Source organism: Pseudomonas sp. OTU750018 (assembly GCF_011636575.1).
GTDB lineage: Bacteria > Pseudomonadota > Gammaproteobacteria > Pseudomonadales > Pseudomonadaceae > Aquipseudomonas > Aquipseudomonas peli.
Map to the genome: position 1 here is coordinate 1483711 of NZ_JAAPAU010000001.1, position 13425 is coordinate 1497135.

Annotated in this window: 8 protein-coding genes; 1 reads left to right on the forward strand and 7 read right to left on the reverse strand. The window is 57.4% G+C overall.

The annotated features are described in order from the left end of the window. Positions 1-156 precede the first annotated feature (156 nt). A complete protein-coding gene (locus HCI85_RS07015; protein WP_167143453.1) occupies positions 157-1143 on the forward strand; it encodes a hydrolase in 987 nt (328 codons plus the stop codon). On the opposite strand, the gene pelG is transcribed toward HCI85_RS07015, so the two are convergent. From pelG to HCI85_RS07050, 7 genes are read right to left on the reverse strand one after another with little or no spacing between them, the layout of a single operon-like run. Continuing rightward, positions 1140-2510 carry an exopolysaccharide Pel transporter PelG gene (gene pelG / locus HCI85_RS07020; protein WP_167143456.1) on the reverse strand — a complete coding sequence of 457 codons (1371 nt, stop codon included), beginning with the start codon at positions 2508-2510 and terminating at the stop codon, positions 1140-1142. The two genes, HCI85_RS07015 and pelG, sit on opposite strands and share 4 nt — an antisense overlap. Before the next feature lies 1 nt (position 2511). Then, positions 2512-4032, reverse strand: coding sequence for a GT4 family glycosyltransferase PelF (pelF, locus tag HCI85_RS07025; protein WP_090250189.1), 1521 nt, complete (start codon positions 4030-4032; stop codon positions 2512-2514). Then, positions 4029-5018, reverse strand: coding sequence for a tetratricopeptide repeat protein (locus tag HCI85_RS07030; protein ID WP_167143459.1), 990 nt, complete (start codon positions 5016-5018; stop codon positions 4029-4031). The genes pelF and HCI85_RS07030 overlap by 4 nt, the downstream gene beginning before the upstream one ends. Next, entirely contained in the window at positions 4996-6363 is a 1368-nt protein-coding gene (locus HCI85_RS07035; protein WP_160085819.1) for a PelD GGDEF domain-containing protein, read from the reverse strand. Before HCI85_RS07035 ends, HCI85_RS07030 begins: the two co-directional genes overlap by 23 nt. 5 nt (positions 6364-6368) lie before the next feature. Continuing rightward, complete coding sequence (locus tag HCI85_RS07040; RefSeq protein WP_167143462.1) at positions 6369-6887, reverse strand: penicillin-binding protein activator LpoB; 519 nt, start codon at positions 6885-6887, stop codon at positions 6369-6371. Positions 6888-6914: 27 nt separating this feature from the next. Continuing rightward, positions 6915-10520, reverse strand: a complete 3606-nt coding sequence (locus HCI85_RS07045; protein ID WP_167143465.1) for a tetratricopeptide repeat protein — start codon at positions 10518-10520, stop codon at positions 6915-6917. Beyond that, entirely contained in the window at positions 10498-13305 is a 2808-nt protein-coding gene (locus tag HCI85_RS07050) for a bifunctional glycoside hydrolase 114/ polysaccharide deacetylase family protein (RefSeq protein WP_167143468.1), read from the reverse strand. Before HCI85_RS07050 ends, HCI85_RS07045 begins: the two co-directional genes overlap by 23 nt. Positions 13306-13425: the final 120 nt, after the last annotated feature.

Genomic DNA, 13425 nt, shown 5'->3' on the forward strand with positions numbered 1-13425 from the left:
TCAGCAGGGTTTAATCCCCAGCGGGATGTGGCACAACCCACCAGGAAGCAGAACAAGCCCACCCTAAGTCAGGTTCTGTTATTCGCCCCAGTCATAGCGCTTCCGTTTCACCGCCCAAGGCCCTAGCCTGGGCGCTTTCCCTAGCGATACCAGTCCATGACCACGCCCTTCAAACCCGCCTGGTGGCTACCCGGCCCGCATCTGCAAACCCTGTGGAACCCGATGTGTCGCCAACCGGCGAAACTTGAGCGCACGCGCGAACGGTTGTGGCTGGAGGATGGCGACTTTCTCGATATGGACTGGCACGGCCCACACCAGGCCGACGCACCGCTGGTGTTGGTGCTACATGGTCTGACCGGCTCATCCGACTCACTGTACGTACTGGGGCTGCAGCAGCAACTGGCAGCTCAGGGCTGGGCCAGCGTGGCGCTGAACTGGCGCGGCTGCTCCGGCGAGCCGAACCTGCTGGCCCGTGGTTACCACTCCGGCGCCAGCGAGGACCTGGCGGAAACCGTGCGCCACCTGCGCGCCCAACGGCCGATGGCACCGATCTATGCCGTGGGTTATTCCCTGGGCGGTAATGTGCTGCTCAAGTACCTGGGTGAAACCGGGGCCGACAGCCAGCTGCAGGGCGCAGCGGCGGTGTCGGTGCCGTTTCGTCTGGATCAGTGCGCCGACCGCATCGGCATGGGCTTTTCCAGGGTTTACCAGAGCCACTTTATGCGCGAGATGGTGGCCTACGTGAAAGACAAGCAGCGCCTGTTTGCCCACCAGGGCATGGCCGACCGACTGTCCACCCTGGAGAAACTCGGCCCGCTGGACAATATGCGCACCTTCTGGGATTTCGACGGGCGTATCACCGCGCCGCTGCACGGTTATGCCGATGCCGAGGACTACTACCGCCGCGCTTCCAGCCGCTACTTTCTCGGCCAGATCGAGACACCGACGCTGATTATCCAGGCCGCGGACGATCCCTTCGTCTTCCCCCACAGCCTGCCCGAAGCCAGCGAGCTATCACCCAGCATCGACTTCGAACTGCACGCTAATGGCGGTCATGTCGGTTTTGTCGAAGGCAGCCTGACCAAACCAGGTTACTACCTGGAACGGCGCATTCCGCAGTGGCTTAGCGGCTTAGCGGCTTAGCGGCTTAGCATAAACGTCTCGTATTCCAGGTCTTCAAGCGAACTGGAGAGACGCGTCAGACCGAGTAATACGCACACCAGCAACGACAGGGTGAAGCCATAACCATAGAACGTCGGCCCCATATACTGGCTCAGCAATGTGAGAGCAGCGTTGAGCACCACAAACAGCACACAAAGCTCCAGCACAATGGCGCGCTTATCGAGGTAGAAAAACACGTTCAGCAACGCCATGAACACCACCTGAATACTCACCCCAATCAGGTCAACGTAGAACAGCTGCAGGTAATACGCTGAAATACCCAGCCACTCCAACATTGCCGGTGCCAGGAGGAACAGCAGGACCACGGTCAAGCCTTGCACCTTGCAGATTTCTAGCAAGCCTTGGCGGATGGCCAAAATCATCTGTTCTTTGAGTACGCCAATATGCTGCAGCGTCTGCCCGCCGCGAATCGCCGAGTAGACCCGCTCATACCACTCGGCAAAATCGGTTTCGATGCGCACCAGAAACACCGCCATCCCCGGAATAATGGCCAGGTACGCCAGGAAGATTGGCAAGTCGTAGAGCATCGAGGCGCGCAGCGGGCCGATAACCTCGCTGGACGTCTGCGGGTTGAACCAGAAGATGAACTTATCGATCCAGATGCCCAGGTTGTAACAAAAGCCCGTGACCAGCAGGCTGATAAAAACCTGACGACGCTGGAGAAAGTCGAACGCAACGAGTTGCTTGGCGGGGTACTCACGCAAGATATCGAACAGAAACATAAACAGCAGGCTGCCATGACCGATCAGCAAGGCCAGCAGCAGACCATTCATGTGCAAAAAGCGCAGAAAAAAAGCGCACAAAACCATCAATGAATAGCCCACAAGCATAACCAGCAGAATGCGGTTATAGGCTTTCATGCCCGATAGAAAAATGATCACCAACCACAGGTTGCAGAGCGTTACGAAGTTGGCCAGTACCAAGAGGCGATACGCAAAGGGCTCGTCGAACATAAAGCCCATGACCAGGCTGGCCAGCACACCCGAGGACAGCGTGACGATCAGCATGATGCCCAGCAGATTGGGCAGGATACGGTCGTTCTTCTTCTCAAACAGCCTGTCAGAAATGAAGCGGGTAAAAAACAGCTGCGCGCCGCCGGTATAAATCAGCGAACTGGCCATCAGGTAAGTCACCGTGACCAAGAACTGCCGCACGGTATTGTCCGGCACAACCACCCCAAGGCTGATCACCCCGATCAACATCACACTGATGATCGACAGCACCCAGGGTCCGGAACTGATCAAGCCCGCATAGAGGTATGCCCGTAGCGTTGCCGAATAAGAATCACGCGACAGTATCTTGCGCAGCTCAAAACCAATACCAGCCATATCAAACAGCCTCCATGGCTTCGCGGTACAGGGTGCGATAGCGCTCTAGCATAAGGGTTTCGGTGTAGAACCGATTGACGCGTTCCAGCCCGACCGCCTGGGCGGCATGCCAGCGCTGCGGGTTATTGAGCAGTTCGACAATCGCGCGCGCAGTAGCCTGCGGATCTGCGATGGCCACCACCTCACCGGCGATACCAAGCTCGCGATCCTCACCCGGCGCACCTTCGATCAGTTCACGGCACGAGCCCACGTCGCTGCTCACAACCGGTGTACCTGCGGCCCATGCTTCGAGGATAACCAATGGCTGCGCTTCGCTGATGGACGTCAACACCATCATGCCCAGAGAAGGCAGCAATTCGTGTATTCGGCGGAAGCCGAGAAACTTGACCTTACCCTCCAACCCCAGGCTCAGGACCAAGTTGTGGCATTCCTGCGCGTATTCCGGGTCCTCCTCTTCAGGCCCGACGACCCACGCTTCGGCCTCTGGAATGGCACTGATCACGCCCCGCATGGCACGGATAAAGGTTTTAACGTCCTTGATCGGCACGACCCGACCAATCAGCCCAACCACCTTGGGAATGCCTTCAGGACGCTGTTGCATGGCGTCTTTCCAGGCTTCCATCGAGATGCCATTAGGAATGACCCGCGTGCGAGCGGGGTCAGCGCCATCATTAATCTGCTGAGTGCGATTACCTCCATACAACGCGATGATGGGATCGGCTGACCGATAGGCCAGCAAACCAATTCGCTCGAAAAAACGGATCCACAACCGACGGATATAGTTGACCTCGGCATCCAGGCCGGTGCGCAGCATTTCATCCGGGCTTTCGGAAATCCAATTCGCCTGAGCCAGGTCGATTTTACGTTCCTTGGTGTAAATGCCGTGCTCACTGATCACGTACGAACACTTCCAGCGGTGCTGCAGGATACTGCCCAGCAGACCCGCATAGCCCGTTGAGATCGAGTGCAACATGCGCGCACGCGGCAGCTTGCGCGCAGCCTCAGCCAGCATCACCAGCGGCGCCTGCATGGTTCGCAGTGTCCAGAAGTAATTCACAAACGAAGGGTCGCTGCAGTGGCGCACATAGCCTTCGGTGATGGCCTCCCAGTTAGCGCGGCTGTGCAGCACATCGTCCAGACTCATCGCGCCATTGGCGAGGTTTTCCAACATGGCCTGACCTTGCTCCAGGCTGGGCTCGTCTGGATGGTGGAGAAAGACGTGCATGTCGCGCATCAGCTGACGCGGCCCCTCACGCTTGGCGGCAACGACTGCATCACCGGGCTTCCAGGCATTTTCGAGGAAGTGTTCCTCGATATGCACGACATTCGCCGGAATAGCGTATTGGCGTTTGCCATACGCACCGCTTTGACCGCCAATAAAAAATACCGAAAAGGTCAGCTCAGGCAGGCCGAGAATCAGTTGGTTGACCCAGCTAGATACCCCGCCACGGACATACGGCCAAGTCCCTTCCAGCAATAGGCAGATATCTGCAATAGGTGCCTCAACTGCAGGAGTTTTCATAACCAGTATCTCGCCAGGGCCGCAAAGGGCGGCCGCGTCAGCATGTCCTCGGGGAGCTGTCGTAGCAGCTGCGCAATCGCGGTGTAATCGCCGCGGGAGAACGCAATTTCAGCCATAAACGGCAGCAGCTTTTCTAAATCAATGCCTGCTGCTTGAGCGTCCAGCAAATGCTGCTCCGCCCTTTCAAGATCGCCCATTTCCATGGAGATCCGTGCAGCCAAAAGATGACTGTCGTCGCCCGCACCTTGCTCCAGGGCACTGTTGACATGCTCACGCGCCTGCTTGAGTACATGCTCCAACACACTGCCCTGAGCCAGCCCCAGGTAGGCCAGCTCCCAATACCAGCGCGCCAGCGTGGCATGCACAGCGGCTTTGTGAGTACCGGTCGCATCGGCCAGTTGCTGCAGTGACACTTGGATACGGTGATTGATCTCGCTTTCTTGCCGATCAAGCATCGAGTAGGCCAGTAATCGCACATCATCCGCAGGGTCGCGCAGCGCCAGCTTGAGAATGGGGATCGAGTCCTTGCTGGGCATCCGTCGGGTGGCAAACAAGGCACTCACGCGCTTTTGCGCACTGGGCGCATGGCGCAATACGTCCTGTAAACCACCGTCCTGGAACATCAAGTCACGGCTGCGTTCTTGCGGACGAAACGGCAGATCAGGGACGCCGATCGCATCCCAGGCCTGTTCTTTTTGCGTGCGCGGCATGTACAGCGCCGGAAAGACCGCGATGGCCACCCCAATAGCGCCCAGTACCGGGACAAAGAAAGACAGGCTGAAGATAAACAGCGGGCTCCACGGCAATGGAAATTTGTAGCGATTTGGCAGTAGCAGCCAGACACCGGCCGCCAGCAGCGCGCTGCTGATGCCATGGGCAGAAACGAACAGCAGCGCGGCCGCGCCGATAGGCATCTCTTGGAACAACGCCCCCCAACTGCCTAACTCAAATACAAAGGCGCCGCTAAACAGCCACTTGCTTATCATCGAACCCACACTCATTGAATAGGAAGTGACGCAATGCTTCGCGCTCACGCCCGACGCCGATGTCATAGTGGTGGGTGCGTACACCGAGACTTTCCAGCGTCTGCCCCAGTCCAAAACGCTCAGTGAGCATGCTGTGCAGACGCTGCAGGTAACCCTTGGAGCCTTCAGCCGATGTCAGTGGCAGCAACACCAACACGCAGGGATTCGACTGATCAACAGACTTGAGCTGCAGGTCCAGTCCGCGCTGACTGCTTTCGAGCAGGTTCAACAATTCCTCACGGTGCGCTGACGGGCCCACGGTGAAACCCAACAAATAGGCATCAAGGCCATGCTGCTGGGCATCGTGTAAACAACGCTTGAGGTTCTGACTGAACACCTGGGCATCACTGTCCTCGAGCTGAAGCGCCTGCGGATCACTCAACAACAAGTCGGCAATGTGTCCGGCTAGAATCGCCAAAAGGCTCAAGGTTCTGTCGTTGAAGGAGAAAAACGGCATCTGCTCAACAGCCAGCAGCGCCAGGATCCGACCTTCGGTGTCGACCAAGGGAATGCACGCTTGGTACTGGGAATGCTCGCGACTCTCACCACGCTCTAACAGGTCTTCCCGCACACTTAGCAACTCACCGCGTTCCAGGCAAAGCTTGACGAGCAAATCATCTGCCCGCATGGGTTTGCCCGCACCCAAGCTATTCAGTGGTTGCAATTCAAGCTGACCACTGGGAGCTACACGGTACAACCCCGCCACATGGAACGAGCCATATTGTGCCAGCAAGTTCATGATCGACTCAGCGAGCGCGGCCAACGCATCGTCACCACGGGGTAACGCACGCAATTGGCTGCGCAAGCCTAACAGCGAGCTGCGCAAGCTGCGGTCATTACCTGCCACCCGCTGCTCAAGGCGGTCGTGAGAGATGCGTAGCATGTAGTGCGTGCGCGTAAACGCATCCAAGCGCAGCTGCCGATAGTCGTTGGCCATGTCCAGGCGTTCCAGACGACGCTCCCAGATGTCGCGAAACTCCCCCACTAGCATGCCGGTAATCAGCACGCCAACGATGAACGACTCCGGTATGTCCTGATACACCACATAACCGCTCGCGCGGTAGGCAAACAAAACCAACACCAGCAGCACCGCACTGATCAGGCCATGCATAAAGCCATAGCGCATACCCAGCAACAGGGGCGCCAACACCAACCACGGGAAAGTGTTGTGTACCAACATTGGATCATGAGGTGACAGCCAATACCCCAGGCCCAGTCCCAGCCCAGTCAGTATCAGTGTTTCCAGCCACGAAACGTGCGAACTGGCACGTGGGGCTAGCGTGAAATCCTTGTGCGCCGAGTCCATAACAATTACTCGAGCGACAAATCGCCAATAAGCTCACGCAACACTTTTTGCGCAGTCCCTGCCAGGCTTTCGCGTGACCAGCCGGCGCGAGCGCCACTGCTGCTCCACACTACACGGCCACTGTTCGGTTCGATGATCTGCAGGCTGATACCCACGGCTGGCTCGCCATCGAGACCGCTTTTGTATTGCCATTCATCAACACTGCCGCTGACAACGTAATCAAGGTTTTCCTGACGCGCCCACGCCAATGCCTGATTAAAGCGCTCACGATCATCCAGCAGGGGCATTTCATCTTGCGTAACGACGGGGTACAGCCGTGGGCGCAATCCCTCCTCGGCCATCACACTGAGCAAAATGTGCTCGCTGCGCTCACCCGCTTGCGGTGCTTGGGAATAATTGATCAGCGGCAACAGCCCCCACTGTGCGTCACGCGGCAGCGCTTCACTCGCTTCGCGGGTGAAGCTTGAACAGCCCGTGACCAAAAGTGCAACGGCCATCAGGGCCAGGCAGCGAATGGATAACATCGTGTATTTCTCCTGTTAAATCTCTGATCAACGCCCAAAACGGGCGCTATAGGTCAAACCAAAAGTCCCACCCGCCTCGCCACCACCACTGCGCGGTGCCGATTGGTAACCGAAGGTCACGGCTAGCTCGTCATCACCCAACACTTCCACACCCAAGCCGGTATTGATTGCGTAATTGAACTCTTGCTCGGTCCACTGCCAACCTGCGAGTACGTCGACCAACCAGGTGTACTGAGCGCGCCCACGGTTCAGTGCACCGGGAAAACCACGCCGCCAAGTGCTGCCGACATACAACTGGCCGAAACGCTCCTGCAGCAGGTCACTCGCCACGGCACCTTCAATATTCAATGGCCCGCCATTGGGCACACTGATGGTGTCACCTTGCTCGTCAATCTCCTGCCGTGTGCTCAGAAGATCGGGATCAATACCACTTTCTAAACGGTTGTTCTGGTAGTTCACACCGCTACGAAGTAACCAGGCGGGCCCCTCAAAAAAAACTGCATGCGTGAGTTCGAGGTTGAACTCTTCACCATTGCCAATCGCATCGCCCTGACGCGTCGCAAACCGCTGATGCCCCAGCGACCAGTTGAGTTGATCACGCGCTGAGAAGCTGTGCCGTCCACTGACATTCAGGCCATCACGCATGCCCAATGCCCGCAGCAGTCCACCCTGATCAGTTTCCCGATGCCAGTCCAGCCCTAGCTGCAGTTCATCACGCGAGGACACCTGCCACGAACGCAAAACACCAAACCCCAGGCGATCCTCATCAGTGCGTAAACTGCCATCAAAAGTCAGGGCAAAAGCGCCATCGCTCAGTTCACGCTGCAACATCAACTTGGCATTTCTCTCGCGACCCAGCACATCACTGTCGAGCGTCTCACCGTCATACTGCGCCTGGCTGAGCCTCACGTCGGCATACCAGTCGTTGCCTACGTGCCGGGCTATTTGCAGAGACGGGCCGTACAGGTCAATACCGCCAAAGTCACGCTGCATCCAGCCAAGCTGCATGCCCTGCGGCATGCGCTCGTGCAGTTCCACAGTCTGACGCAGCAACTGCTGGCGCACACCGGAGACCTGTTCATCCGACAGACTGGCCAAGCCTTCACCTAAAGCCGCACCACTGCGACCCAAGCGAGTAAGCGCCTCGACACGCTGAGAGGGGTCAAGCCCACCCTCCGCAAGCAGATGCTCAAGCTGTTGGCGGTTCTGCGCACGCAGCGCTTCTTGCAGCTGCTCATAGCGACTGATGCTCAACCCTTGACTGCGCGCCCAGGCCAGCCATTGATCTTTCAACGCTGCCTGATTGCTAGCATCAAGTTGGGTGAGAAACTGAGTGAACCAGACTTGCAACATTGGCAACGAGCCGTCCTGCCACATCAGCGCCTGGCGCTCGGCACTGCGCATAGACTGCGTACCGCCCAACAGGCGCAAGTACATGCTGTAACGTTCAGGATTGCCTGCCAATTGCCCAGGCTTAATGCGCGACAGTAGAAAGGTACGTAGGCGCAAGGCCTTATCCGCATAGCCCGCCCCTTCTAAGGCATCGGCATAGGCGGACTGAACCAGCCAGTCACCAGGGCGCAACTTTAGGTACATTCTGAACCAGCCCAGTGCCGGCCCCGTGCGGTTTAACAGCATATTGGCACTGGCGAATGGCAGCCACAGTTCACCGTCATTGGCAGCTAAAGCCCGCCATTGTTGCAGCAAAACCGGCAGTTCATCTCGGCGACCCTGATCAATAAACAGCCAAAGCAAGCGCTGACGAAATACGTTCTGATCCGGGTATAGGCTCAACCCCAGGCGATAAATACGTTCGGCCTCATCCATTCGCCCGCTCCGGCTGGCGAGCACGCCACGCGCGCTCAACACCGAGGCTTGCCGAGCACCACTAGGCGAGCGGCTGGCTTGGTCGACCAGCGCCTGCAGTTGCTGCCACTCCCCCAATTGTTCCGCCAGGCTTAGCGCACTGCTCAACCGTCTTGGATCCGCATTACGCTGCCAACTCTGAATCAGCAGAGCCAAGGCCTTTTCGGGGGCTTGCTGGGTATAAATATGGATCAAACGCTCTTCGGCATTACTGCCTAGCGTTCCATCCAGCGCCAAGAGCCGCTCGTATGCAGCACGCACATCATCGTCGCGCTCCAGCTCCCAGGCGAGGTTACCGCGCAGAAACCAGTAATCGCTGCTTTCCACCTGAGTATTATCGATAGCATCCAGCACAGCCCAGGCCGCAGGCGCATCAAACCGCGCCCAATCCACTTCCGCCCACCGTACCCGCTGTTCGATGGTCAAACCGAAGCGTTTATCTATCTCGGCCCACAAGTGGGATTCCTGCTCATATTGCAAGGTATGCTCGAGAATCTGCTGCAGACGCACCCAGGCGATCTTCTGCTCGGGGTACTGCCGCACATAGCTGCGCAACCAAGCCTCACCCTGCTCAGGTGTACCCCGCGATTGGTGGCTGTAAACCAATGCATCCAGCTCTTCATCGGTTAGCCGGCGCTGTTGCGCCAACTGTGCCAACAAGGGAATTGCTTGATCAAAGTCAAACAGCTGGGCAGCCAGGCGCCAGGCATGCTCGCGCATGGAGGCATCCTCTGTGAGCTGTAAGGCCATCACCCAATAACGCAGTGCGTCCTGGGGCCGTGCGGTCCACTCCGCCAGCTTGGCCATTTGCGACAACAGCTCAAGATCATCAGGTCTATCGTGGAGCAACACCTGCCCGGTCGCCCACGCACGTTCAAGGTCACCGGCGGCCAGGTGTAGCCGCATTTCCACGGCTAACGCCTCAGGATCTGAGGGACGCTGGGAACGCCAGCGCTCCACGAACAATTCGGCCAAATCATAACGATGACTGCCGACAGAGGCCCTCACCGCTGCCTCCAACAGAACAGTGTCTGTTCCGTCCAGCTCAAGCATGTGCTGACTGAGCAACTCCACCGCACGCTCGCCGCGCTCAGCGGACAACAGGCTGTAGAAAGCCTGCTCAAGAAAGTCCATACGCGCATCTGGGGTGGCTGCGGACGCCATCAACTCCAAGTACAAATCAGCGGCTAACTGAGCGTTACCACTGGCGAGGTACCATTTCGCGGCCTCGCCAAGCCATTCCACTTGACGCGCGGGGTCACGCGCTGCCAATTCAGCATAAACTGGTGCCGCCAGCGCTGGCGCACCCAACGCCAAGGCATATTTCGCCATACGTAATCGTTGAGCATCGGACAACACCGAACGATCGAGCGCAGCAAAGCTTTCAATCAGCTGTTTCTTGAGGGAAGGCTCAATACCTTGCGGATCGGCCAATGCCTGCAAAGCATCAAGCTCAGCACGGTAAAAAGGGAGGCTGTCTACTCCCGCGGGGCTGAGTTTGAGCAGATGGCTGCGTGCGCGTGGGTAATCACCCAAGGCAATCAATTGCTCAATCAGGCTGAGGCGCAGCGCCTGGTCTTGAGGGTGCGCCTCAAGCAGCAGTTCCGAATAGTTGATCGATACGGCATCTGGCTGCTTGCCGTCTGGCAGAAATGCATCCTCGCCTTTATAGACCAGCACCAGCAGGCCACCGACGAGTAGAGCAACCAGCAACAGGGTCCATGGGCTCAGCAAACGCCTGGTTTTAACGGCAGGTGAGTTGGGCATCAAGCACCTGCTTCAGTGGCACATCAAAATGCCATAACCCCTGCCGCTGAAGTCCAGCGTATGTTTTCCCCGCCACGACCAGGCTGCAACTGCCAGTTGCGCGAACACTGAAGCTCAACGGCAGGTTGCCCGCGAACGACAGACGCACGCGTTGCTCATCCAAATAATCCCACGCCAGCAATGGCAGGCTGGCTTGTTCAAGCGATGGACGCGGATCGCGCTGATCACGCAAGACCAGCACAGCGTGGTCACGGCTTAAATGAACATAGCGGCCTTGAGGCAGATCACGTACACCAGCAATACCCTCAGAACGACGCAGATCGGGCCAACCCATTGCAGGGTCAAGTCGCACGGTACGCAACCCGTCCATCGCGCGGATTTGCCAACTCCCATCACTGCGCTTAGCCAAGCTGGCTTGATAGAGACCATGCATGCGTGGAATGTAATCGCTCATCCACAGCGAGATGGGCTGCTGATCCTGCATATCACGGTAAATATCGTGCATCACCTTGATGGAGGCTTGTTTAGTGCCTGAGTAGAAGTGGTAGTACAGGTGAAGCCCGCGCAATCTGCGAGGTTTATCGGTCAGCGCGAAGGTTTCCATCACCCCGCGGAAACCGTAATAAGGACCTGTCCACAAGTTGGTGTAGACGTTCTCGTTAATCACCGGCGCGTAGTAGTGAAGCCCCCCCGCAGTCGGCCGAATCAGCGGATAGAGACCTGTGAGCGATGGGTAGGCATTGGTCAATGCCGTATTGCCGCCATTGACGTTGGCCAGACCGCTGTCGTAAGCCAGCTTGATGGTGTCAGCATCCGGCATGGCATCACCCGACCAGAACACCATTTTCACTGGTTTTTTAGCCGTGGTGAGGCGCTGATTGATGTAGTCTCGAGACCCGACAATTTCACGCGTGAAATCCAGCTTGTCATACCCCGGAATCGCCATCATGTAGCCATATTCCGGGTTGAAGCCCTCACGCTTTGCTGCCAACTCAGGTTGCCAGAAAAAAGGATGGCTGAAGGTATGTGTAGCCACTTCTACTTTGTCGTCAGCCAGGATTTCCCGGGCAACCGGCTCAAGTTCACGAGCAAGGTGAGGGTACTTCCCCCGCGGCCCGACCTCGCCCTCAATCACCGAGACAGAAGTCAAAAAGGGATTGGGCCGGATGAACTCCTTGAGGACGGCAACGCCGGAATAAGGCGTACCGGGGATCTCGGCGCGAGATACGAACCCATCACCATCAATGTGCACAGTGGCGATGCGGCGACCATTCTCAGTGGTGGCATCGGGCCTGGGCATGACCTGCAATTGCAATGCACGCTGCAAGAAGGCAAAGGGGTCGAGAATCCAGCGGCGTTGCCCCTGCGCCTCTTCGAACACATAAGGTGACAGTGCAATCCCGCCCCACGCCCCTATAGCCACTGGCGTATAAACACCCGGCTCACGCCCCTTCAGCGCCAGCACTGGCTGAGTATCTCCATCAAGCACAGTCAACGCAGGCAAATCGCGGCTGCGCGCAACCAGCGGCGCCTCGAAGCTACCCAACAATTTAGCATCGTGCTCGACCACTTCCGCCGCTCCGCTCAAGGTCGCGGACATGAAGCGCAGCCCCAGGCGTTTGAGTACGCCATCGTTCTCAGTCGGCAACCCCGCAAAAATCGCCAGGGGGATATGCTCGTCCATGCGTGCAATGAGCCACTGATTAAAGGCCTGGGCATTGGCGGGCGAGCCACTGGTCATCCAGGTAATAACGCCTGCATACAACCCACTCATTGGCCCGACAGGCAATGCATCTGAGGGCAGGTAATCCACCCTATAACCCAGGTACTCGAGTAATCCACCCAACGAGATATGGCCTGGATTGTCCTCCATAGGCCCTTCACGGGGATCATAGATCAACGCAATTCGACGCGGCTGCACCTCGATCGAGCTGACTCCCAGGTAATTCAGGTCAGGCAGGGTGACATAAGGAATAAAGCCCTCAGACTGCAGCTTCCGCGCCAGCTCGCGAGCCTCATCGCGACGCTCTGGCGGCAAATAATCAATCGCAACGAGCGGAATACCCTGAGCGCGCAATGGCTGTAGGTGTAGCTCAAGCCAATCACGATCGTCCTGAGGCACGACGCGGTATGAGCGCCTTGAAGCATCCCAGCCGGCATGAATTGACTCAACCGCCACGGCAGCAGCAACACCCGGCAACTCGGACAACACCTCAAAGCCGCGATTGAAAAACAGTTTCAAGCTGGGTTCGCGACGGTGCAACTCAACAAGAAAATCTCGCAGGGCAAGGCGCTGAGCCTCTCGTTCATCTTCAGGCAGCAACTGAAAGCTATCAAGGGTGTCGAGGAACAGGCCTGAATACCCTGCGGCGCGAAGCTCAGCCGCGCGCTTTAGCAAATGCGCCCGCCACACCGGGGATGTCAACCGCATCACCTGGCTATTCCAGGCTTGGTTGCGCACATTCTTCTCAGTCGAAGCCTGCGCACCCTCACCGACCACGGCCAAGTCGCCGTGAAACTCACCAACGGATAAGTAGGCAAACGGCTGACTGCCCTGAGCCCTCAGCAACTCCACATCTTTTTTCTGGACGTGCTCGGGCTCGAGCACGCTCCAATCGAACTGAGCAAGCTCGCTAAATGGCGGATTGGCGGCGTACCAGAACGCGACACTCTGCGGCACATCAGAGGATGCATAAGCGGAAGAAAGACAGCCTGAACAGGCCACCCAAGCGCCCAAAACATTAAGCAGCTGGCGACTCCAAAAACGGTTAAATCTAATAGCCATACGAATTAACTAAAACCGACCTTGTTTAACCTTAAAAAACACTCGAATATAATAGAGCGCAATAAAATGCAAAGCCATTATTCACAACAGACACAAGCAGCGCAAGTTAATACACCAGCG